Genomic DNA, 22,979 nt, shown 5'->3' on the forward strand with positions numbered 1-22,979 from the left:
GGCGTTTCAGACTCCTTGCGGCCGGCGCAGATCGAGCGTCAGCGGGAATTCGGGCGACGGCGTTTCGGCCAGAAGCGTATAACTTCCAGCGGTATGCCCCCATGGTTCGAACCGGGCGAGCCGGCGCGCTTCCGCCTCGTTGCCGTTGACCGGGAAGGTGTCATAACTACGCCCGCCCGGATGGGCAACGTGATAGATGCAGCCGCCGATCGAACGGCCGGACCATGTATCATATATGTCGAACGTGAGCGGCGTATTAACCGGCAGGACCGGGTGCAGGCCGGCGGACGGCTGCCAGGCCTTGAAGCGGACGCCGGCAACCGAGACGCCGGACGTGCCGGTGCCCTTGAGCGGCACGGCACGGCCGTTGCAGGCCACGGTATAGCGGGCCGGGTTGGTGGTTTCGAGCCGGACCTGGAGGCGTTCCACCGACGAATCGACATAACGCACGGTGCCACCGATCGCCCCTTGCTCGCCCATCACGTGCCAGGGTTCGAGCGCCTGGCGCAGTTCGAGCTTGGAACCTTCGTATTCGACCTCGCCGAAGAAGGGGAAGCGGAATTCAAGCTGCGCCTCGAACCATTCGGGACGCAGGTCGAAGCCGTTTTCGCGCAGGTCCTGGAGGACGTCCATGAAGTCCGCCCAGACATATTGCGGCAGCATGAAGCGGTCGGCGAGCGCCGTTCCCCAGCGCACGAACCGGCCCTGCAGCGGGTTCTTCCAGAAGCGGGCGATCAGCGCCCGGACCAGCAATTGCTGGGCAAGCGACATGCGGGCATTCGGCGGCATTTCGAAACCGCGGAACTCGACGAGGCCGAGCCGTCCGGTCGGGCCGTCCGGCGAGAACAGCTTGTCGATGCAGATTTCCGAGCGGTGAGTATTGCCGGTGACGTCGGTCAGAAGGTTGCGGAACAGCCGGTCGACCAGCCACGGCAGTGGCGGAGCACCCTGGCCGGGCGCCGGCACCTGGGCAAGCGCGATTTCCAGCTCGTACATCGAATCGTGGCGGGCCTCGTCGATGCGCGGCGCCTGGGAGGTCGGGCCGATGAACAGGCCGGAGAACAGGTAGGAGAGCGACGGATGGCGCTGCCAATGGAGCACCAGGCTTTTCAACAGGTCGGGGCGGCGCAGGAACGGGCTGTCGTTCGGGTTGGCGCCGCCGACCACGACGTGGTTGCCGCCGCCGGTGCCGGTGTGGCGGCCGTCGATCATGAACTTGTCGGCGCCGAGGCGGCTCTGGCGGGCTTCTTCGTAGATCGCGGTGGTGATCGACACCGTCTCCTTCCAGCTGGCGGCCGGATGGATGTTGACCTCGATGACACCGGGATCCGGTGCGACGCGGATGACGTTGATGCGCTCGTCATGCGGCGGCGCATAACCTTCGATATGGACGGGAAGGCCGAGTGCGGTGGCGGCGTTTTCGGCGGCGGCGATCAGTTCGAGATAGTCCTCGATCTTTTCGACCGGCGGCATGAAGACGCAGAGCCGGCCGTCGCGGGCCTCGACCGAAATCGCGGTACGCACCGCGCCGCCGATTTCGCCGAGTGTTTGTTCGACGCGGCCGGGATTGGCAGCGTCGCCTGCCTTGAACGAGGATTCAGGCATGGCGCGGCCGGCCGGGATGATCGCCTCGGGCAGCGGCTGGCGGGGGATCGAGGGGTCGGCCTCGTGGATATAGGGAAACTGCGACGGTGGAACATAGGGCAGGGTGCCGAGCGGCAGGCGGTAACCGACCGGGCTGTCGCCGGGCACGAGGAAGATCTTGCCACGGCGGGTGCGCCACCTCTCGCTGATCCAGCGCTTAGCCGCCGAGCTTCCGGTGGCCTGCGCGTTCCACGCCTGGACGGGCAGGACATAACCGCTGGCGCTGGTCAGGCCGCGTTCGAAGACACGGGCGATTCGGTTGCGCTCCTCCGGATCCTTGAGTTTGGAATTGGACGGATCGACATTGTCCGGCAGGTTGCCTTCCTTGATGATCCATTCCGCCGGATCCTCATAGGCCGGTACGACCATGTCCGGGGCAATGCCGAGTTCGCTTGCGATGCCGGTCAGGAGCTTGGCGGAATCCTGTTCGCCGATGCCGTAATCGCGGCCCTCCTCGGCGACGAGGTCGGGATTGGTCCAGATCGGCCGGCCGTCCTTGCGCCAGTAGAGCGAAAACGTCCAGCGCGGCAGAGTTTCGCCCGGATACCACTTGCCCTGGCCGTAATGCATGAAGCCGCCGGGCGCGAAACGCTCGCGCAGCTTGCGGATCAGGATGTCGGCCTTTTCGCGTTTGGTGGGGCCGACGGCATCGGTGTTCCATTCGCCGGATTCGAAATCGTCGATCGACACGAAGGTAGGCTCGCCGCCCATCGTCAGGCGTACGTCCTGCGCCTTCAGCACGCGGTCGACCTGTTCGCCGAGGTCGTTCAGCGCATCCCAGGATTCGTCGGAGAAGGGTTTGGTGATGCGCGGATGTTCTGCGACGCGGTTGACCTTCATGTCGAAGGCGAAGGAGGTGTCAGCCTCTCCGAAATAGCCGCCTGATATCGGCGCGGCGTTGCGGAAATGCGGGGTGGCGGCAAGCGGGATATGGCTTTCGCCGGTCAGAAGCCCGGAAGTCGGGTCTAGACCGACCCAGCCGGCGCCGGGAAGATAGACTTCGCACCAGGCATGCAGGTCGGTGAAATCGACTTCGGTGCCGGAGGGACCGTCGAGCGCCTTCAGATCCGGGGTGAGCTGGATGAGGTAGCCTGAGACGAAGCGGGTGGCGAGGCCGAGATACCGCAGGATCTGGACAAGCAGCCAGCTGGTGTCGCGGCAGGACCCCATGGCGGAGGTCAGCGTCTGTTCCGGCGTCTGCACGCCCGGCTCCATACGGATGACATAACCGATCGCCTGCTGCAGGCGGGCGTTGATGCCGACGATCATGTCGACCGTCGGCTGACCCGGGGACATGTCGAAGGTCTTCAGGTAATCGACGAGCGCCGGTTCCGGCGGCTCCGGCACCATGTAGATCGACAGGTCCTCGACCAGTTCCGGCGGATAGCTGAACGGCCATTTCATCGCGTCCTCTTCGACGAAGAAGTCGAAGGGATTGTAGACCGTCATGTCGGCGACGAGATCGACCTCGATCTTGAACTCGGTGACGGGGTCCGGAAAAACGAAGCGGGCGAGGTAATTGCCGTAAGGGTCCTGCTGCAGGTTCACGAAGTGATTGGAGGGGGTCACCTTCAGCGAATGGCTGAGCACCTTGGTGCGCGAATGGGCGGCCGGTTTGAGGCGGATGATCTGCGGTCCGAGACGGACGGGCTTATCGTACATGTAATGGGTAAGGTGGTAGATACTCGCCTTGATCGACATACTTCCCCTTGCCGGCCTTTACGCTGACCGATCGATGATCGTTGCCGGGATTTTGTGCAATGCACGAGAATAAAGCAAGGCGTATTCCAAGCTTATCGCAACGCGGCAATACCGGTGAAATACGTAGGGTTTGCGGCCTTCAATCCAGCGTGCGGCGGAAACGGCGGACCGCGATCAGCATGGCGACGGCCATCAGGCCGGCGAGCGCCAGCGTGTCATAGGCCAAGGTCTCGATGCTGGCGCCCTTCAGCATCACCGCGCGGACGATGCGGATATAGTGGGTGAGCGGCAGCGCCTCGCCGATCCACTGCGCCCAGTTCGGCATGCCGGCAAAGGGGAACATGAAGCCGGAGAGAAGGATGTTCGGCAGGAAGAACATCATCGCCATCTGCATGGCCTGAAGCTGGTTGGCGGCAATCGTCGAGAAGGTGTAGCCGATCGACAGGTTGGTGATGACGAAGAGGGCGGTCGCGGCGGTCAGCGACAGGGGATCGCCGAGGATCGGCACGCGGAAGACAAGGACGCCGACGCCGATGATCACCAGCGCCTGGATGAGGCCGATCAGCACGTAGGGAGCGATCTTGCCGAGCATGATCTCCAGCGGCTTGATCGGCATGGAGAGCAGGTTCTCCATCGTGCCGCGCTCGACCTCGCGGGTAACGGAGAGGGCGGTGAAGATCAGCAGCGTCATCGTCAGGATCGTGCCGAGCAGGCCGGGGACGATGTTCAAGGTCGAGGAACCGGCCGGGTTGTAGCGGCGGTGCTGGACGATCTGGAAGGCGGGCTTTACCGGCTCAGTGAAGGCGACCTGGCGGTCGTTTTCGAGGGCGGTCGAGATGATGCCGGAGAGCGCACCGAGCGCCGAGCTCGCGGCTACCGGATCGGTGGCGTCTGCCGCGACCAGCAATGAGGGCGAATCGCCGCGGCGCAGCGACCGTTCGAACCCTTCGGGAATTTCGACGACGAACAGGGCCTTTCCGGACTGCAGCAGGGCATCCATGTCCTCGGCGCGGGTGACGACGGTCTTCACCTCGAAGAAATCGGTGTTCTTCAACGCGGCAAGGATGGAGCGGCCGACATCGCTGTTTTCGCGCATCAGCACGGCGGTCGGCAGGTTGTGCGGTGTGGTGTTGATCGCAAAACCGAACAGGAAGAGCTGCATGATCGGCAGCATGACCATGGTCGCGAGCGTGATGCGGTCGCGGGTCATCTGGATGAATTCCTTGACCGTCATCGCCCAGAACCGGCCGAAGGAGCTGCCATTGCCGTTGGTGTTGCTGGGCGCCGGGGTCATTTGAAATTGTCCTCCGAGCGGCGCATCAGGTCGATGAAGGCGTCTTCGAGTGTCGGTTCGCCCTTTTCCCATTTGAGGCCCGGCCGATCGCGATAGGGGGCGATCGCCTCTTCCAGGGCTGCGGCATCGCGGCCGGCGACATGCAGGCTGGTACCGAAGGGAGCGATCATGTCGACACCGGGTGCCTGTTCGAGTTCCGCTTGCAGACGGTCGGCGCCCGGGCCGGAGACGGTGAAGGTGACGAGGCCGGTGCCGGCGATCACCTCGTCCACCGTGCCTTCGGCGAGCAGTTTTCCGTAGGCGATATAGGCGATCTCGTGGCAGCGCTCGGCCTCGTCCATATAGTGGGTCGAGACCAGCACCGAGAGGCCGTTGGCGGCAAGCGCGTGGATCTCGTTCCAGAAGTCGCGGCGGGCCTTCGGGTCGACGCCGGCGGTCGGTTCGTCGAGGAGAAGAAGTGCCGGTTCGGGCAGGATGCAGGCGCCGAGCGCGAGGCGCTGTTTCCAGCCGCCGGAAAGCTCGCCGGCCAGTTGTTTCTCGCGGCCCTTGAGTCCGAGGCGTTCGATGGCGGCGGTCGCCTTGCCGCGAGCGTCGGAGAGGCCATAGACGCGGGCGACGAATTCCAGGTTCTCTCGGATGGAGAGGTCCTGGTAGAGCGAGAATTTCTGGGTCATGTAACCGACCCGACGGCGGATGCGGTCGCTTTCGGTCAGGATGTCGAAGCCGAGGCAGGTGCCGTTGCCGCTATCGGGCGTCAAGAGGCCGCAGAGCATGCGGATGGTGGTCGTCTTGCCAGAGCCGTTGGGGCCGAGAAAGCCGTGGATGCGGCCTTTCTTCACCGACATGGAGAGGTCGTCGACCACCTTCCGGCCGCCAAAGCTCTTGGTCAGGTGATGAACGTCGATCACCGTTTCCGGGGCGTCGACTTCGTAGGTTTCGGCGGCGGTCATAGGCGTGGCCCAGGCAGGACGTCGACCGGCTGGCCGGGGCGAAGCGCCTTCGGGTCGGTCGGGATGGCCTCGACGCGATAGACGAGTTTGGCGCGCTCTTCGAGGCTGTAGATTTCCGGCGGCGTGTATTCCGCGTTCCTGGCGATGAAGCTGACTTTTGCGTCGGACGGCCGGCAGGCGTCGCAGGTGACATGGACCGGCTGACCGAGCGACAGGCGGGCGATCTCGGTTTCCGGCACGAAAAAGCGGATGCGGACATTTTCGGGCGGCAGGAGCGCGACGATCGGCCGGCCGGCCGGGACGACTTCGCCGTTCCTGTAATAGAGCGTCTCGATGCTGCCGGCGGCGGGTGCCGAAACCGAGCGGCGGGCCAGCGCTGCCTGCGCCGAGGCGAGATCGGCCTTCGCGGCGGCGACCGATTCCTCCGTCTGTCGCAGCGTCTCATCGCGGGCGGGGAGGGCGGCGAGGATGATCTGGCTGTGGACGTTGTCGAGGGCGGCGCGGTTGGCGGCCTCGGTGGCGGTCGCGGTATCGAGATTGGCGCGGGTCGCGGTGCCGCGCTCGACGAGAACCCGGGTGCGGTCGAGATCCTGTTCCGCAAGCTCCAGCCGGGCCGAGGCTTCGCGCTCGGAGGCGCGTAGCACGTCGATCTCCTGGGGGCGTTTCTGGGCGGCATGCGCCAGATCCAGTTCGGCCTGGGAGCGGGCAAGCGACGCGCGGGCCGCGGCGACGGCGGCCTCTTCACTGGATGAGTCTAGCCTGAAGAGCGGCGCGCCGGCCGCGATCGTGGCACCTTCGGCGATATCGACTTGAGTGAGCCGGCCGGCACTTTCGGCACCGATGAACAGCGTGTCTGCCTCGACCCAGCCCTGATAGGGGCGCGGCGGCTTATCGGCGAAGAGGAAGGGCAGGGCGGCAATGGCGGCGCCCGCCAGGAAAATGATGATGAGGATACGCTTCACTTCGCTCCTCCTTCCGGCACGAACAGGGTTTCGAGAAAAGCGTCGAACAGTTTTTGGGTGTCGAGATGTTCGTAAGCCTCGAACAACGTCGTCCACACGATCGACAGCAGCGCCGGGGCGATGACGATCTGCGGCACGTCGGCAATGGCTGGATTGCGCAGGTCGCCGCGGGCGGCCGCCCGTTTCAGGAGGATGCGCAGCACGCCAAGACCCTTGGAGATGATGTCGCGGTGGTAGAATTCGGTCACGGAAGGAAACATCGGACCTTCGGCGAGGATCAGCCGCAGCAGATGGCGGCGGTCGGTCTCCAGCACCTCGCGTTTGAAAAGAGCGTAGAACATCGACACCGCGAAACGCGGCGCGATCGCCTCGTTGGTTACCAGCCCCTCGATCTCTCCGAGGATGGGCGTGGCGATGCCGGAGACGAGTTCGGTGAACAGCGCTTCCTTGTCCGGAAAATGCAGGTAGACGGTGCCCTTGGCGATGCCGGCGCGGGCCGCGACATCCTCCATCCGGGTGGCGGCAAAACCGCGCTCGGAAAAGCAGGCGAAGGCGGCGGCCAGGATATCGGCTCGCCGCTGCTGCGGGTCGCGTTTCTCTCTTTTCCTCTCGGGCATCGTATATGTTCTCAATTATGACTGACTGGTCGGTCATTAACATAAAAGGAGATAATTTACAAGCGCTGTAGCGGGAAATGGAGATGTTGGGTAACTCTGGGGATGGGGTCGGAAACCTTTGGAGGATATCGTGCCGCTCGGCAGGCTGGTGATCTATGCGAAGGACGTCGAGGCGACAGCGCTCTTTTACGAGACGCATTTCAGCTTCCGGGCAATGCGGATGCTGGGCGACAGGATCGTCGAACTGGTGGCGCAGGACGGTGGCGTCAATATTATGCTGCATCCGGCCGGCCGGGGGCTAAGGAGCGGCCAGGCGATCGTCAAGCTTGTCTTCGACGTCGAAGATGTCGAGGCGTTCTGCCGGCGAAGCGCCGAAAACGGCCTGGATTTCGGCCCCATCCACAAAGCCGACGGCTATGTCTACGCCAATGCCAAGGACCCGTGCCTGAACTCCGTTTCAGTTTCCAGCCGGGCCTTCCGGAAGGCGGGTTAAGGCGGTGCCGCATCAGAGTCTGCGGGACCTGGTCTGCCGATCCCGGTGAAATATCTTTTCGATTAGGGTATTCTCTTCAAGGAAATCTGAGGATTTCTCGTTTAAAACCATCAATGGGGCGATTGGAAACAGCGTCAGCGGTCGCGCGGGCGACCTTCGCTCCCCATATCTGTAGAGGCCGTCCTGCCATAGTAAGGGTGCGGCGCCGTTGAGAGTTGATCAGTCGCAAGGAGTTCGGACACGATGACGCAGCCCCCGGAAACGGCACTGCAGAATTTCGAGCTTTCCCTGGGGGGCCAGCTCCGCATGATGGGCAAGGCATTCTGGAATGCGCCGGTGCGCAATCGCGTCCTGGTGCTGATCTCGGCATTGCTCATCGTCATCTTTGCGACGACCTATGCGACATACCGGCTGAACGAGTGGAACGGGCCGTTCTACGACGCGCTGGAACGGCGCGACATGCCGGAATTTCTGAACCAGCTCGTCGTGTTTGGCATTATCGCCTTCTCGCTGACGCTCTTGAACGTCGTCCAGCAGTGGCTGAACCAGATCACCGCGATGCGGATGCGCGAGGGGTTGGCGCGCGATCTCGCCGATGTCTGGCTGAAGCCCGGCCGGGCGCTCAAGCTCGGCGGGGCAGGCGCGATCGCCAGCAATCCCGACCAGCGGCTGCACGAGGACACGCGCATCCTGGCGGAAAACACCACGGCGCTGGCGATCGGGCTCGTCAACTCGACGATCCTGCTCGCAAGCTTTATCGGCGTGCTCTGGGCGATCTCGTCGGATTTCGCCTTCCATTTCGGCAGCCGCACCATTTCGATCCCCGGTTACATGGTGTGGACGACGATCCTTTATGCGCTGTTGGGATCTGTGCTCAGCAACGTCGTCGGCAACCTTTTGCCGCGGCTCAACGCCGAGCGTTATGCGCGCGAAGCGGACCTGCGCGCGGCCCTGGTGCGGGCGAACGAGAACCTGAAGCCGATCACGCTCGCACGCGGCGAGGCAAGCGAGCGCGTCCGGGTGGATTTCGCGATCGAGGGCGTGCTGGGCATGCTGCGCAAGCTCGCCTGGGCACTCGCCAACCTCACCTGGGTCTCGGCCGGGTTCGGCTGGCTGGCGCTGGTGGCACCGATCATCATCGCGTCGCCGATGTATTTTTCCGGCGAACTTTCCTTCGGCGGGCTGATGATGGCGGTCGGGGCCTTCAACCAGGTCAACCAGGCGCTTCGCTGGTACGTTGTCAATTTCAGTGTCATCGCCGACTGGCGGGCGACGCTGAACCGCGTCTCCTCCTTTCGCCACGCACTGCTGACCATGGATACGCCGGCTGGGGAGGGCGGGGTGATCGCCTATCACCAGACGTCCCGGGGGGAGGGTATCAGCGTTTGCGGCGTCACGGTCTACGGCGCGCCCGAGCAGGGCGCGGCCGGACACGGGGTGCGCGTGGTGGAGGGCGATTGCGCCATCAAGCCGGGCGAGCGGGTGATGATCAACGGCGATCCGGGCGCCGACCGGCATCTGTTTTTCCAGGCGCTGGCCGGCATCTGGCCCTGGGGGCGCGGCGAAATCGGCCTGCCGCCGGTGGGCAGCATGATCCTGATGCCGCAGGACGGATACCTGCCGACGGCAACGCTGCGCGAAGTGATGACCTATCCGGCCGGGCTGAGCAACATCAACGACAAGGCGCTGGCCGAGGCCCTGGAGAGGGTGGGGCTCGACCGCCTCGTGCACCGGCTGGACGAGGTGGAGCGCTGGGACCGGCTGCTCGACAAGGACGAGGAGGCGTCGCTGTCGATCGCCAACGCGGTGCTGCGCAAGCCGGACTGGCTGATCATGGACGACGTGCTGGAAGGCCTGGAACCGGAAACCCAGGAGCGGCTGTTGGGCGTGCTCAGCCGTCTCGAAGGCGTGACGCTCATCTATATCGGCCGTTCGGAAGAGTTCCGGAAGAAATTCTCGCCGCGGCTCTTCCACCTGTCACCGCTTCAGGTGCATGCAGAAAAGACCAGCGTAGAGGCATGACATGGGCAGGCATATGACGTCGACCAATACCGGGCAATGCGTCGTCTGCGGTCGCACCTTTCCGTTATCGAGACTGCACAGGGCCGGGTATCTGCGGCCGAACCTCGTCGCGATGGTGGCAGAGGAAGTTCCAAGCTGCACCGCCGACAGCTATATCTGCGACGAGGATCTCGGCCGTTATCGCCGCCGTTATGTGGAAAAGTTGCTCGACGAGGAACGCGGCGAGCTTTCCGACCTCGACAAGCGCGTGCTCGACAGCTTTGAAAAGGGCGCCTCGACGGTGCAGACGAGCGCCGTCAACCTGCTCGAGCGCAACCCGACCTTCGGCGAGCGGGTGGCCGACAAGGTCGCGTCCTTCGGCGGTTCCTGGACGTTCATCCTGAGCTTCCTCGGGGTGCTCTGCGTTTGGATGGCGGTGAACGTCGTCGGCCTGTTCGCAGTCCCGTTCGATCCCTATCCGTTCATCCTGCTCAACCTGGTGCTCTCATGTCTTGCGGCGCTGCAGGCACCGGTCATCATGATGAGCCAGCGGCGGCAGGAGGAAAAGGACCGGATGCGTTCGGAGAACGACTACATGATCAACCTGCGCGCCGAACTCGAAATCCGCCAGCTCCATGAAAAGATCGACCACCAGATGGCGCATCAATGGGAGCGTCTGGCGGAAATGCAGCAGATCCAGATCGAGCTTCTGGAACGGCGTGGCGGCGGGCCGGGCCAGAACTAGGCCGGGAACTCTTGTGCCGAATGAGATGGGGTGAACGGCGGCCAGTCCGCTTCTGACGATCAGAAGGACAGGCCGCCGTTCACCGCTACTATTTCAACGGCAGGAACAGTTCCACGACGACATCATGGACCTGCGCGCCCGGGAAGAGGGAGAAGTGCCGCTGGCAATAGATGGGGAAGTCGCGTGCGTCCTCTCCACTGGCTGGAAGCCAATCCCGATAAAGAAAGAGCGCGGCGGGTTCCAAATTGTGGGTATCGTGGAAGACGCGCAGGACCGCACAGCGCCCGCCCGGAATTACGCCTGGTTTCATCTGTGCGTCATCGGACGCAATCGGCAGGTCAGTCCCGACACACAGGTCCATGCTATACTCCGCCGGGATCGCAGGCGTTCTCTCAGAACGGAAGACGTTGAAGGTCGGGCTCGTCTCAGGCGATAAGCCGGCCGCCTTGCGCCAGGCAATGAAGCGCTCGATGGTATCGCCGAGTGTTGCCCGGTCGCCCCGATGCTCCATGATCGCCACCGGCGTCGGGGGGACATCGCGGATAGTCACGTCGTCGTTGGTATAGGTAATCTGCATGAGCTTGCTCCTCGCATTGTTCAAAGGCCCGAAGGCCGCAAGCCACGGTGCCCAGTCGGGCGACTTCCGGAATGATGAAGGCGATTGGCCAAGCCTTTGCCGAAAGGCGCGGGCAAAGGCGTCGGGTGCATCGTAACCGGCATCCATCGCTACGTCCGTGACGCTTGGAGCGTCCTTCGAAGCCAGCCGGTGCGAAGCGTGCTTCAAACGCGCAAGCTGGACATAGCGATGCACGGACACCCCGAAGGTGGACGCGAACTGCCGGTGGAAATGGTATTTCGAGAACGCCGCGACGCCGCTCAACACGTCCAGGCCCAGATCATCGTCCAGGTGCTGGTCGATATGGTCCAGCACCCGCTGCATTCGGGCATGGTAGTTTTCAAGTGGCGCCTTCATAGTCTTCCTCCGTGGCGACACCATCTACGCCCTTTCAAATATGACGCGCTCGACCGATCTTGCGGTTTGGCATGGATCAGCAGGTGCCTGCCAGCGACGCCGAAGGGGAGGTGGCAAACCCTAACGCGAGTTTGGCGGGATCGCCGGTTTTTGAGCGTTTGCTCCACCCATTCTTAAAGGGCTGCGTGCTAAACGTTTTTTGCCGCTGGTTAAAGCATCTGCGGTTCCCACCTTTCTAGGATTCTCAGATGAAAAAAGCTCTACTCATTGGCATGCTCGTCCTGGCCGCTCCCGCGCTGGCCCAGGCGAAAACACTCAAATTCCCGAGCGACGCTCCGATCGCCAGCATCAAGATCCCTGATGGCTGGAACCCGAAGGAAACCGAGACCGGGGTCGATGCCACGTCCAAGGACAACGCCGTCTATCTCTCCGCCGATGTTGCGGAGCTGAAATCGATGGACAAGACGGTTTCCGACGCCATCGATTTCCTGAAGGAGGTTGGCGTCACCGTCGATCCCAAGACGCTGAAGGAAACTCCGGTCGAGGAGTTCAACGGCATGCAGATGACCACGCTCGATTGGGACGGCAAGGACGAGAACGGTCCGGTGAGCGTCGGGCTCGCACTGATCCAGACATCGCCGACCAAGGGCCTCGTCGTCACCTATTGGGGAACCAAGGGCGACGAGGAAAAGCACCAGAAGGAACTGGTCGACATCCTGCTGTCGATCAAGCCGATCGTACAGTAATACCAGGTGCGGCGGCGGTCGTTTCCGCCGCCGCTTTCGGTTTCGTCGGACCGGTCGGGCGAAAAGTCAGCCGATGAAATCGTGGATGATGCGGGCGACCTGTTCCGGCATTTCGAGCTGCAGCATGTGGCCGCTCGGCACCTCCATGGATGCCCAGGACGGATCGGCGCTGAGTTTGGCGTAGATGCCGGAAAAGATCTTCGACTGGTCGATATTGGCCGAGACGTAAAGCCTTTTCGTGATCTTCTGATAGTCACCCGACAGCTTGATCTTCTGGATCATCGTCGCGAACGGCTGCGGTGAGCGGCTGGTCATGTAGTGGCGCAGATGTTCCGGCACGCGGGTCGCGTGACGGGCAGGAGGCGGCACCGCCACGCCGCCGAGTTCGCCGGCCATGGCGAGGTTGGCCATCGCCACTTCCGGGCCGAGCAGATCGAGCGCCGACTGGCCGTTTTCCGGCAGGAAGGCGTCGAGATAGGTCAGCGTGCGGATGCGGGCCGCGAAACGATCGGCGACCCCCGTGATCACCATGCCGCCGTAGGAATGGCCGACGAGGTCGAACTCCTCCAGGCCTTCCGCTTCGACAAGGCCGCAGACATCGCCGATATGGGTGTCGAGATTGATGGCGCCAGAGAAGAGGTGAGTGCGTTCGCCGAGCCCGGTGAGGCTCGGCACGAAGACCTGGTGGCCCATGCCCCGCAGAATATCGGCAACCGGCGTCCAGCTCGCGCTCGAACCCCAGGCACCCTGCACCAGAACGATTTTACGGCTGGCCATTCATCCCCTCCCGTCTGAACGATGCCGGTTGTTTCCCATCCGGCTCCGGTGGAGTCAATGCGACAGGTGGGGGGACAGGTTTGGCGGGATACGGCTGTTCAGCCGTTCTTCCAGGTGAGGCGGAAGACGCGGAGCCAGTTGTCGAAGGCGAATTTTCTCAAGGTCGGCTCGTCGAAACCGGCTTTGCGCATGGCAGCGAAGAGATGCGGCAGGCCGCTTGCATCCCCGATCTCGCGTGGCACGACTGTGCCGTCGAAGTCCGACCCCAGCGCCACGCGGTCCACGCCAACGCGGTCGATCAGATATCCGATGTGGGAGACGACGGTGTCGAGAGGGGTGTTTTCGTCCAGATGTGCATCGGCACGGATATCGTAGACGGCGAGGTTGAAGCCGATGACCCCGTCTGTATCGCGGATGGCGTCAAGCTGCCGATCGGTGAGATTGCGGGTGGAGGGGCAGAGTGCATGGGCACAGGCATGCGTGGCGACGAGGGGAGCGGTGCTCAAGGCCGCCACATCCCAGAAGCCCCGTTCGTTCAGATGCGCAAGGTCGATCATGATGCCGAGGGCATTACAGGCTCTCACCAGTTCCCTTCCAATATCCGTCAGGCCCGGGCCGGTGTCGGGCCGAGGGAGCGGAGACCCGCCGTATGGAGGATATGGAGATAGTCGAGATCGGGACCGATCGCCTCGGCGCCTTCCATATGAAGAACGACCGCGAAGGCGGATTCCGCCCGGGCGGTCTCGACGCTGCCGACATCAGTCGCGAGGCGCATCCGGCCACTTGAGCGCCGAATCAACAGATTGAGGGCGGCAAGTTGGGCGTCGATCAGTCGGCGGGCATAACCCTCTTCCAGGGCGTCGGCATAACGAACCTCATAACCATCGTCGGTGACCGTCAAATCGTTTTCCGGCTTGCGCTCCGGATAGGCATGTAGCGCAAACAATCCGCCGACCAGGTGCCCTTCGATCGCGCGGGGAAGATCGAGATGGCCGGCCTCGGACCGGATGAGGAAGTCCCGGCCCCCAGGCTTATAGTCCAGCATGAACTGGACCGCATCGTTATGCCCGTCGAAGACTGCGATTTTTTCCATAAGAATTCGTCCGGTTCCGGGGCAGATTGCTGGCGAGTCTTAGGACAGTTTTGTTACCGCCACATGCCGCGCATGCGGGCGGTGACGTCGATGCGGACCTGGTGGCGGGCCTGGCGTTCGGCGTCGGTCATCTGGGCGACGACCGGCCAGGCGGCGGTTTCGAAGAATTGCAGCAGCGTCGCCGGGATGAAGCGGGTGCGGGCGGCATAGACATGGCGGTCGCCCTGCGACGCCTGGCCGTGCACGAAGAAACGCTGCGGCGTCATCAGATGCAGGTGGTCCTTGGCCCGCGTCATCGCGACGTAGAGGAGGCGGCGTTCCTCCTCGACCTCGGCGGTCGAGCCGACGCCGAGGTCGGAGGGGATGCAGCCGTCGACGCAGTTCAGAAGAAAGACCGAGCGCCATTCCTGGCCCTTCGAGGAATGGATGGTCGAAAGGATCAGATAATCCTCGTCGAGCAGAGGCGTGCCGGATTCGGCGCTGGTCGCATCCGGCGGATCGAGTGTCAGTTCGGTAAGGAACCGTTCGCGGGAGGTATAGCCGGAGGCGATCTGCTCGAGCTGCAAAAGGTCGGCCTTGCGGGTCTCGGCATCCTCGTGAATTCGGATGAGATGCGGTTCATACCAGAGACGGGCGAGACCGATCTCGGAGGGCCAGCCCTGGCCCTTGCGGACGGCGGCGAGCATGTCGACAAAGGCCGGCCAATCGGCACCGGACCGTGGCGGGGCGGGAATTTCCTGGAGGGCAGCGAGCGGTTCGGGATCGGCGGCGATCGCATCGAGGACTTTTCCGGCCGTCTGCGGGCCGATGCCGGGGATGAGCTGCATCAGCCGGAAACCGGCGACGCGGTCGCGCGGGTTCTGGGCGAAACGCAGCGCCGCCAGCATGTCCTTGACATGGGCGCTGTCCAAAAACTTCAGGCCGCCGAATTTCACGAAGGGAATGTTGCGGCGGGTGAGCTCGACTTCGAGGGGTCCGGAATGGTGGGAGGAGCGGAACAGCACGGCCTGGTTTTTCAGCGTCATGCCGGTTTCGCGGTTCTCGAGGATTTTTTCGACGATGTAATTGGCCTGTTCGGCCTCGTCCTTGACGGCAACGAGGCGGGGACGCTCCTCCGACTGGCGCTCGGTCCACAGGTTCTTGGTGAAGCGCTCGCGGGCAAGATCGATGACGCCGTTGGCGGCGGCCAGAATCGTATTGGTCGAGCGGTAATTGCGGTCGAGCGTGACGATGTTGGCCGGCGGATCGAACGTGTTCGGGAAATCGAGGATGTTGCGGATCGTCGCGGCCCGGAAGGAATAGATCGACTGCGCATCGTCGCCGACGACGGTGAGGCCGATACCGCCGGGTTTCATCGCCATCAGGATCGACGATTGCAGCCGGTTGGTGTCCTGGTATTCGTCGACGAGGACGTGGTCGAAACGGCCGCCGACATCCTGCGCAATCGCCGGCTCGCTCATCATCTGCGCCCAGTAGAGCAGGAGGTCATCGTAATCCAGCACGTTCTGGGCCTGCTTGGCCTCGACATAGGAGGCGAACAGTTCGCGCAGCTGCTTTTCCCAGGCGGAGCACCAGGGGAAATAGAGTTTCAGCACCTCGTCCAGAGGCGTTTCCGAATTCACCGCGCGGGAATAGATCTGCAGGCAGGTGCCCTTGGTCGGAAACCGGTTCTCTGTTTTCGAGAAGCCGAGTTCGTGACGCACGAGGTTCATCAGGTCGGCGGAATCTTCCCGGTCGTGGATGGTGAAGTCGTGGTCGAGGCCGATCTGGTCGGCGTGAAGGCGCAGCAGGCGGGCGCCGATGCCGTGGAAGGTGCCGGCCCAGGAGAGCGCGTCGGTCATGATGCCGGCATTGGCGCCCAGAACCTGCGCGCAGATGCGCTCGACGCGGCGGCCCATTTCGGAGGCGGCGCGGCGGGAAAAGGTCATCAACAGGATGCGGCGTGGATCGGCGCCCGAGACGATCAGATGCGCGACACGATGGGCGAGCGTGTTGGTCTTGCCAGAACCGGCGCCGGCGATGACCAGCAAAGGCCCGGCCGGGCCGCCTTTGGGCACGTCCGAGCCGTGCTCCACCGCGCGCCGCTGCGCGTCATTCAGCTTTTCCAGATAAGCAACAGCCATGCCCGTTCCCGATGTGTTCGAATTAGCCATAGCTGATTCGTGCGCCTACGCGGAAATCGGCATTGCCGTGCATGCGGCAAGTCACCAACTTGCATGCGTGCCGGAACATTGCGATCATGCTGGCGGCGGTATTTCCGCCCAAGTGCAATTGCGTTCCAAGGGCTGGTGCTGCGACCAATTCGCTTCCGGCCCTGTATCTGTTTGTATTTCAAACGTAAATCACGCTTTTGTTATGTGGCCTCTCGAAATAAACTTGACCACAAATCTCTGCTTTGGTTATGACGGCCTCGTCAAATTCCTGACTCTCTTGCGGAGGCGATCTTGAAAACTTCGTTCACCTTGGCTGCGGGCGTTGCCCTGGCTGTTTCTGTTCTCGCTCTTTCCTCGCCGGCTTCGGCGCAGGTCAAGGATAGCCTGACCATCTATAATGCCCAGCACGAGGGGCTGACCAAGGAATGGGCGCAGGCCTTCACGGAAGAGACCGGCATCGTCGTTACCATCCGCCAGGGCGGCGACCTCGAAATCGCCAACCAGATCGTGCAGGAAGGCGCCAATTCGCCGGCCGACGTGTTCCTCACCGAAAACTCGCCGGCCATGGCGCTGGTGGACGGCAAGGGCCTGTTCGCACCGATCGACAAGGCGACGCTCGACCAGGTTCTGCCGGGCTTCCATCCGGCCAACGGCAACTGGGTCGGCATCGCTGCCCGCTCGACGGTTTTTGCCTATGACAAGACCAAGCTGACGGAAGACAAGCTGCCGAAGTCGATGCTCGACCTTGCCAAGCCGGAATGGAAGGGCCGCTGGACGGCTTCTCCGTCGGGCGCCGACTTCCAGGCGATCGTCGGTGCGCTGCTGCAGCTCAAGGGCGAGGAAGCGACCGCTGCCTGGCTGAAGGGCATGAAGGAAAATGCGACCCCGATCCGCGGCAATTCGACCGCGATGAAGGCTGTCAATGCGGGCCAGTTCGAAGGCGCGCTGATCTATCACTACTATTATTTCGGCGACGTGGCGAAGACCGGCGAAAACACCAAGAACGTCGGCATGCATTATTTCAAGAACCAGGATCCGGGCGCTTTCGTGTCGATCTCGGGCGGCGGCGTCCTCGCCTCCTCCAAGCACAAGGAACAGGCCCAGGCCTTCCTGAAGTGGGTTACCGGCAAGGGCGGCCAGAAGGTTCTGCGCGATGGCACCTCCTTTGAATATGCCGTCGGCAAGGGCGAGGCTTCCAACAAGATGCTGACCCCGATCGCCGACCTACAGGCCCCGAAGGTCGAGCCCTCGACCCTCAACAACGCAAAGGTCACCGACATGATGACCGCCGCCGGCCTGCTCTAAAAGCGGTCGATAACAGTTGCATGGAGACATCGCAGGGCGTACCTGCGATGTCTCGTATTTTCGGACCGTCAATGACTTCCACCACAGATACCCGGATCTCCATCGCGCCGCGACACCGCCTGCCGGCGGCATCGTTCTGGACGCTGACGATCGCGGTCGTGGTGGCTTTGCTGGCGCTCCTGCCGCTCGGCTTCGTGTTGTGGGCGGCGGCGGTGACCGGCTGGGAGATGGCCTCGCAGCTGATCTTCCGCTCGCGGGTCGGCGAGCTGCTGGCCAATACCGTCCTGCTCGTCGTCTTCACCATTCCGATCTGCGCCGTGCTTGGCGTTTCGCTCGCCTGGCTGACCGAGCGCAGCGACCTGCCGGGCGCGCGTTTCTGGTCCTGGCTCTGCGTCACGCCGCTTGCCGTGCCGGCCTTCGTGCATTCCTATGCCTGGATCGGAATGTGGCCCGGTTTCAACGGCCTTCCCGCCGGCGTGGCGATCTCGGTCGTCGCCTATTTTCCGTTTCTCTATCTTCCGCTTTCGGCCGCCTTCCGGCTGCTCGACCCGGCGCTTGAGGACCAGGCGGCATCGCTCGGGCTGGCGCCTTTCGCCGTTTTCCGGCGCGTCGTGCTGCCGCAGCTCCGGCTTGCCCTTTGCGGCGGGGCGCTGCTGGTCGGCCTGCATCTGCTGGCCGAATACGGGCTGTTTGCGATGATCCGCTTCGACACGTTCACGACCGCGATCATCGACCAGTTCCAGTCCACCTATAACGGCGTTGCCGCCTACATGCTGGCGCTGGTGCTGGTGCTCTGCTGTTTCGTGCTGCTCGGCCTCGAAGCCTCGCTGCGCGGCCGCAGCCGGTATGCGCGGCTCGGCTCCGGCGTCGCGCGCCGGCCGAAGATCGCTCGGCTCGGCAAGTGGAAATACGTCGCTCTCCTCCTGCCTGCGGTGACGGCCGCGTTTGCGCTCGGCATTCCGGTGCTGACCCTCGGTCGCTGGCTGATCGCCGGCGGCGCCGACGTCTGGCGCCTCGACGAGGTCGGGCTGGCGCTGTGGCAGACGCTGGTCATCTGCCTGATCGGCGGGCTTGCAACGACGGCAGCCGCCGTGCCGATCGCCTGGCTTTCCGTGCGCCGACCGACCCGTGCCAGCCGGTTCCTCGAAGGCTGCTATTATCTCGCGAGTTCGATGCCGGGCGTCGTCGTGGCGCTGGCGCTGGTGACGATCACCGTGCGGGCCATGCTGCCGCTCTACCAGAGCGTTGCCACCATCGTGCTTGCCTATGTGGTGATGTTTTTGCCGCGCGCGCTGGTGAGCTTGCGCGCCAGCATTGCGCAGGTGCCGGTCGAGATCGAACAGGCGGCGGCAAGCTTGGGGCGTTCGCCGGGCAATGCGCTGCTGGCGACCACGATCCGGCTTGCGGCACCGGGCGCTGCGGCCGGCGTCGCGCTCTCCTCGCTTGGCATCATGAACGAGCTCACCGCTACCCAGATGCTGGCGCCGAACGGCACCCGCACGCTCGCCATGGCCTTCTGGGCGCTGACCGGCGAGATCGACTATGCGGGTGCTGCGCCTTATGCAGTGCTGATGGTGGCTTTTTCGCTGCCGCTCACCTTTCTTCTCCATCACCAATCGAAAAAGATCGCCGGGCGATGACGCTGCTTACCCTGACCTCCCTGCGCAAACAGTACGGCTCCGTGGCCGCCCTCGACGGCGTCGACCTGTCGGTGACAGCCGGCAGCCGCACGGCGATTGTCGGCCCGTCCGGCTGCGGCAAGACCACGCTGCTGCGCCTGGTTGCCGGCTTCGACGCTCCGGATGAGGGCCGCATTGTGTTCGATGGGCGGACGCTTGCCGACGGCTCGTCCCAGGTGCCGGCGCACAAGCGCGGCATCGGCATCGTGGCCCAAGACGGCTGCCTGTTCCCGCATCTGACGATCCGCCAGAATATCGGTTTCGGGCTCGATGCGGAGGCCTCGGTCAAGAATGCCCGCATCGCGGAGTTGATGGACATGGTCGGGCTTGACCGGGCCATGCTTGCCCGCAAGCCGGACCAGCTCTCAGGCGGCCAGCAGCAGCGCGTAGCGCTTGCGAGGGCCTTGGCCCGCAAGCCGCGGCTGATGCTGCTCGACGAGCCCTTCTCGGCCCTGGATACGGGTCTGAGGGCCGCGACCCGCAAAGCGGTGACCGATGTGCTGACCGCGGCCGGCATCACCACGCTTCTGGTCACCCACGACCAGGGCGAGGCGCTCGCCTTTGCCGACCAGGTGGCGGTGATGCGGGCCGGCCGGTTTGCGCAGGTGGGCAGCCCGCGCGAGGTCTATTCGCGGCCGGTCGATGCGGCGACAGCGGCGTTTCTCGGCGAGGCGATCGTTCTGCCGGCCGACATCGCCGGCGGACAGGCAAAAAGCCCGCTGGGCGTGCTGCCGGTCGACGACGTCGCCTATCGCGGCAAAGGCGAGATCATGCTGCGGCCCGAACAGGTTACCGTCATGCAGGACAGCAGCCCGGACGGCAGCAGTGGCGCCTCGGGGACGATCACCGACATCAATTTCTGCGGTCCGACCTCGGACGTACGAATCAGGCTTGGCAGCGACCCACAAGGCTTCTCCTTCCGGCTCGACATTCCGAGCCGCGAGACGCTTGCCGCCGGGGATCGGGTGACGATCGGTGTGGCGGGAGCCGCCCACCTCTTCCGGTAAGCCGGCGTGCGACAACTACAGGCCGCCTGAAAAAGGATCTGTGACTTTCAGGATTCTACGGGACCTTCATCGCCGAAGGTGTGCCGCGATCTCGTCGTGAATGGCAGGCGAGGAGAACAGGACCGCGTTTCCGGATAGATCAGGCGGAATGTTTTCAGAAACGCCTGCAAGGTGGCTGCGGGTTGCACCAGCCTCCGTCGCGATAAGCCCCGCGGCGGCGACGTCCCACGGGAACAGCGTTTCCGTGTGGGCATCCAGCCGTCCGGCTGCGACATAGGCGATATCCAGAACCGGCGCCGCGCCGCGCCGGATGTCCTGGCACATCGACAGAATTATCCGCACCCGTTCCAGCAGCGGACCGGGATCGCTTTTTTCATGCGGGAAACCGGTGCTGACGATCGAACGCGCCAGGCTATCCGGCGAGGACGCCCGGATCGGGCGGCCGTTCAGAAAGGCGCCCTGGCCCTTCGCCGCGGTGAATGTTTCGCCCAAAGCAGGCGCATGGACGCAACCCGCCAGAACGTCACCATCCATGGCGAAAGCGACCGAAATGCCGAAATAGGGATGTCCCCTTGCGTAATTCGCGGTTCCGTCGATTGGGTCGATAATCCACAAGGGACCTGAGTAATCGAAGCGGTGGCTGTCGGCGTCTTCTTCCGAGAGGATGCGGTGGAGGGGAAACTCGGCCTTGATCGCCGCCTGGATAATCTCGTCCGAGAGCAGGTCGGCGCCGGTCACCAGATCGCTTGGCCCCTTGAAGCGGACCTGGCTGCGGGATGCTTCCCACTGTTCGATCACTGCATTCCCAGCCGCGACGGCGGCTTTACTGGCAAGAGACAGCATCCGGTCGTATTCGGTGCTCAATATCATGTGTCGCAATCCAATTCACGTTTCGCGGATATCGCGCAGAGGGCAGGGACATATTGGAGATACGCCGCTTCGCAGTCGAGGCTTACGAGTGGCACGTTTATGGAACCCTGGAACATTTCTTCGCGTTATCGGACCATCAACGTGAAGGAACAATTCCATGCTGAAATGGGCTCTCATCTTCCTCGTCATCTCGCTGATTTCCGGCTTCCTCGGCTTTTCCGGCATTTCCGCCGCGACGGCAGGGATCGCGAAAATCCTGTTCTTCATCTTCCTTGTCGTTTTCCTGATTTTCGTCGTGCTCGCCTTTGCGGCCGGCAATGCGATTCTCTGATTCTCCTGACGTCCCGCGGGTGAAGCGCAAGGAATCGGGCCGCTGAAACAAAAAAGCCCCGCCGAAGGTCGGGCGGGGCAAATTGGGGAAAATCCGCATCAATGACGCGGTGGGTCGCATTTGGCATATTCCATGTCGTGCTACGAGGCGGGTTGAGGCCGATTCGGTACGCTCGAGCGAAAAAAAGAGACCGGTCTCGATGCGGCGAGACTGCTCTGCGCAGATGCGGAGGTCAGGGGCGCGACGGATGTTTCTGGGCGAACACGAGCAGCTTCCAGACTACCGGGCCAAGGACGGTATGCTCGTGATGGATTTGCGGGATGGCGGCGGCCTTGTGGACGACGATCTCGTCGCCGCAGGTCCGGCACCGGTAGATCCCGGCATTCGGCACTTTCTGTCCGGGCATCCAGTCCTTGTCGAAGGCCGGCGCGCCGGTCTGGACGAGATGCTCCAAATTCTTGAACTGCGCCATGCTATACTCCCCTTGATTTTGTAACACCATAACAGGCGCAAATGACCAAATCGCCAGCAAGGCTGGTGAAGAGTTTAGGGAGAAGATGTGCCGTTTTGGAACGAATTCGTTAAGGGAGGGGCAGAAACGAAGAAATCCGCCGAAGCGGATTTCTCAACGTTTTGAACTGGATGGTGGGCGTGACAGGGATTGAACCTGTGACCCCTACGATGTCAACGCAGTGACTGTGCCGTAAATTGCGGCTTCCCGGTTATGCGGCCCCGTAAGGACGTCGATATCTCAAGCACGTGTAGTGCGTAGCTTGGGCAAACCTTGGGCAAATGACGCTCGCGAAGGTCCCATTATCACGCGGTAAATAAGCTTTGTAACTCGGCCTGCCGAGCGCATGCCGCCAACCCAAAATTTGAGGATAAGCCATGCAATTCAAGTTCGGCGAGCGCCAACGAAAGGTACTGAACAACTATTTCAACTGTGAAGAAGGCGATCCTCCACTTCCACCGTGTAACGACGGTTCTCCGTGTATGGATGGGCGGTGTCTCAAGTGCGGATCTGACATGGCCTCGGTGCTGTCAGCGTTCCGCCGTACAGAGCGATTTGACCGGCGATCCTGGTATCGCGGCGCTTTCATTCTCGAAGATTTATCCGTCAAAATAGGTGATACCCGAAGGATCCCAATATCTGCGGCGAACCGTTTACTTCGACGTCTTGCCTCCTCGATAACCCGCAGGGATTCAATTTTCATAGGCACGACCGGTTTGATCCTCGACTTAGCTCGGCGGCGTAAGGTTCTCGCGATCGAATTCTCCTGCACGAGGCGAGTTCAGGCGGCCGCGAAGGTCGCTTCCATTTTCGAAGATTTCGATGATGGCGTCACTCCCCTTGCTCTGCATGAACATATCACAAGGGATTTCGGCGATAGCGCATTTCTCCATGAGGTCTTACTGTACAGCTACATCAAGCGAAGCCTGTATAATCCGTCAAGGCCGTCCTGCGTGAAGAAGAAAGACTTGCTATGCGAGCTAGCTCAGAACTACGGCGTTCACCGCATCTCTGACCGTGTGGTCACGGTTGGTGTCGGAGTTCAAGCCAATCGCCTTATACACGCGCCCGGATGTCGTGATCAGCTTGATCTAACAGACTTCGGCGATCTCTGGGACTAACGGCAT

19 protein-coding genes and 1 pseudogene are annotated in these 22,979 nt (G+C 62.8%); 9 read left to right on the forward strand and 11 right to left on the reverse strand.

The window, feature by feature from the left end; all coding sequences use genetic code 11:
- Window positions 1-6 precede the first annotated feature (6 nt).
- From AC1D3C_RS11870 to AC1D3C_RS11890, 5 genes are all read right to left on the reverse strand, one after another.
- The gene (locus AC1D3C_RS11870) at window positions 7-3,345 is read right to left on the reverse strand and encodes a transglutaminase family protein (protein WP_477483026.1); all 3,339 of its coding nucleotides are present in this window, start codon (window positions 3,343-3,345) and stop codon (window positions 7-9) included.
- Between the two features lie 139 nt (window positions 3,346-3,484).
- Window positions 3,485-4,639 (reverse strand): ABC transporter permease, encoded by a 1,155-nt coding sequence (locus AC1D3C_RS11875; RefSeq protein ID WP_477483027.1) that lies wholly within the window; start codon window positions 4,637-4,639, stop codon window positions 3,485-3,487.
- Window positions 4,636-5,589: an ABC transporter ATP-binding protein gene (locus AC1D3C_RS11880; protein WP_477483028.1), complete on the reverse strand. Its 954-nt coding sequence runs from the start codon at window positions 5,587-5,589 to the stop codon at window positions 4,636-4,638. The genes AC1D3C_RS11875 and AC1D3C_RS11880 overlap by 4 nt, the downstream gene beginning before the upstream one ends.
- Window positions 5,586-6,551 (reverse strand): HlyD family secretion protein, encoded by a 966-nt coding sequence (locus tag AC1D3C_RS11885; protein ID WP_477483029.1) that lies wholly within the window; start codon window positions 6,549-6,551, stop codon window positions 5,586-5,588. Before AC1D3C_RS11885 ends, AC1D3C_RS11880 begins: the two co-directional genes overlap by 4 nt.
- The gene (locus AC1D3C_RS11890; RefSeq protein WP_247138249.1) at window positions 6,548-7,168 is read right to left on the reverse strand and encodes a TetR/AcrR family transcriptional regulator; all 621 of its coding nucleotides are present in this window, start codon (window positions 7,166-7,168) and stop codon (window positions 6,548-6,550) included. Before AC1D3C_RS11890 ends, AC1D3C_RS11885 begins: the two co-directional genes overlap by 4 nt.
- Before the next feature lie 130 nt (window positions 7,169-7,298).
- On the opposite strand from AC1D3C_RS11890, the gene AC1D3C_RS11895 reads away from it, so the two are divergent.
- The 3 genes from AC1D3C_RS11895 (at window position 7,299) to AC1D3C_RS11905 (ending at window position 10,407) form a co-directional block, all read left to right on the forward strand.
- Entirely contained in the window at window positions 7,299-7,661 is a 363-nt protein-coding gene (locus AC1D3C_RS11895; protein ID WP_477483030.1) for a VOC family protein, read from the forward strand.
- A 243-nt stretch (window positions 7,662-7,904) separates the two neighbouring features.
- Window positions 7,905-9,683, forward strand: a complete 1,779-nt coding sequence (locus AC1D3C_RS11900) for an ABC transporter ATP-binding protein/permease (RefSeq protein ID WP_477483031.1) — start codon at window positions 7,905-7,907, stop codon at window positions 9,681-9,683.
- Between the two features lies 1 nt (window position 9,684).
- A complete protein-coding gene (locus AC1D3C_RS11905) occupies window positions 9,685-10,407 on the forward strand; it encodes a DUF1003 domain-containing protein (protein ID WP_080719208.1) in 723 nt (240 codons plus the stop codon).
- An 88-nt stretch (window positions 10,408-10,495) separates the two neighbouring features.
- Here the strand turns inward: AC1D3C_RS11905 and AC1D3C_RS11910 are convergent, their stop codons facing one another.
- Window positions 10,496-11,380: an AraC family transcriptional regulator gene (locus tag AC1D3C_RS11910; protein WP_477483032.1), complete on the reverse strand. Its 885-nt coding sequence runs from the start codon at window positions 11,378-11,380 to the stop codon at window positions 10,496-10,498.
- A gap of 248 nt (window positions 11,381-11,628) precedes the next feature.
- Between AC1D3C_RS11910 and AC1D3C_RS11915 the strand changes: the two genes are divergently transcribed.
- Window positions 11,629-12,126 (forward strand): histidine kinase, encoded by a 498-nt coding sequence (locus tag AC1D3C_RS11915; protein WP_477483033.1) that lies wholly within the window; start codon window positions 11,629-11,631, stop codon window positions 12,124-12,126.
- A 66-nt stretch (window positions 12,127-12,192) separates the two neighbouring features.
- Here the strand turns inward: AC1D3C_RS11915 and AC1D3C_RS11920 are convergent, their stop codons facing one another.
- From AC1D3C_RS11920 to AC1D3C_RS11930, 3 genes and pseudogenes are all read right to left on the reverse strand, one after another.
- On the reverse strand, window positions 12,193-12,903 hold the full coding sequence (locus AC1D3C_RS11920; RefSeq protein ID WP_477483034.1) for an alpha/beta fold hydrolase: 711 nt from the start codon (window positions 12,901-12,903) through the stop codon (window positions 12,193-12,195).
- A gap of 98 nt (window positions 12,904-13,001) precedes the next feature.
- A pseudogene (locus AC1D3C_RS11925) lies at window positions 13,002-13,996 on the reverse strand (dipeptidase).
- 53 nt (window positions 13,997-14,049) lie between these two features.
- Complete coding sequence (locus AC1D3C_RS11930; protein ID WP_477483035.1) at window positions 14,050-16,119, reverse strand: ATP-dependent helicase; 2,070 nt, start codon at window positions 16,117-16,119, stop codon at window positions 14,050-14,052.
- A gap of 321 nt (window positions 16,120-16,440) precedes the next feature.
- On the opposite strand from AC1D3C_RS11930, the gene AC1D3C_RS11935 reads away from it, so the two are divergent.
- The 3 genes from AC1D3C_RS11935 to AC1D3C_RS11945 all read left to right on the forward strand — a co-directional run bounded on the left by AC1D3C_RS11935 (window position 16,441) and on the right by AC1D3C_RS11945 (window position 20,140).
- A complete protein-coding gene (locus AC1D3C_RS11935) occupies window positions 16,441-17,454 on the forward strand; it encodes an iron ABC transporter substrate-binding protein (RefSeq protein ID WP_247038355.1) in 1,014 nt (337 codons plus the stop codon).
- A gap of 71 nt (window positions 17,455-17,525) precedes the next feature.
- On the forward strand, window positions 17,526-19,094 hold the full coding sequence (locus tag AC1D3C_RS11940; RefSeq protein WP_477483036.1) for an ABC transporter permease: 1,569 nt from the start codon (window positions 17,526-17,528) through the stop codon (window positions 19,092-19,094).
- Window positions 19,091-20,140, forward strand: a complete 1,050-nt coding sequence (locus AC1D3C_RS11945; protein ID WP_477483037.1) for an ABC transporter ATP-binding protein — start codon at window positions 19,091-19,093, stop codon at window positions 20,138-20,140. The genes AC1D3C_RS11940 and AC1D3C_RS11945 overlap by 4 nt, the downstream gene beginning before the upstream one ends.
- A gap of 66 nt (window positions 20,141-20,206) precedes the next feature.
- On the opposite strand, the gene AC1D3C_RS11950 is transcribed toward AC1D3C_RS11945, so the two are convergent.
- Window positions 20,207-21,010, reverse strand: a complete 804-nt coding sequence (locus AC1D3C_RS11950) for an inositol monophosphatase family protein (protein ID WP_247038361.1) — start codon at window positions 21,008-21,010, stop codon at window positions 20,207-20,209.
- Window positions 21,011-21,167: 157 nt separating this feature from the next.
- Here AC1D3C_RS11950 and AC1D3C_RS11955 point away from each other — a divergent pair, with 157 nt between their 5' ends.
- Window positions 21,168-21,341, forward strand: a complete 174-nt coding sequence (locus AC1D3C_RS11955; RefSeq protein WP_038545141.1) for a DUF1328 domain-containing protein — start codon at window positions 21,168-21,170, stop codon at window positions 21,339-21,341.
- 232 nt (window positions 21,342-21,573) lie between these two features.
- Here the strand turns inward: AC1D3C_RS11955 and AC1D3C_RS11960 are convergent, their stop codons facing one another.
- Window positions 21,574-21,813: a hypothetical protein gene (locus AC1D3C_RS11960; protein ID WP_038545138.1), complete on the reverse strand. Its 240-nt coding sequence runs from the start codon at window positions 21,811-21,813 to the stop codon at window positions 21,574-21,576.
- A gap of 416 nt (window positions 21,814-22,229) precedes the next feature.
- Here AC1D3C_RS11960 and AC1D3C_RS11965 point away from each other — a divergent pair, with 416 nt between their 5' ends.
- Window positions 22,230-22,973, forward strand: coding sequence for a hypothetical protein (locus AC1D3C_RS11965; RefSeq protein WP_477483038.1), 744 nt, complete (start codon window positions 22,230-22,232; stop codon window positions 22,971-22,973).
- Window positions 22,974-22,979: the final 6 nt, after the last annotated feature.

It is taken from the genome of Neorhizobium sp. P1_A6, from assembly GCF_056406795.1.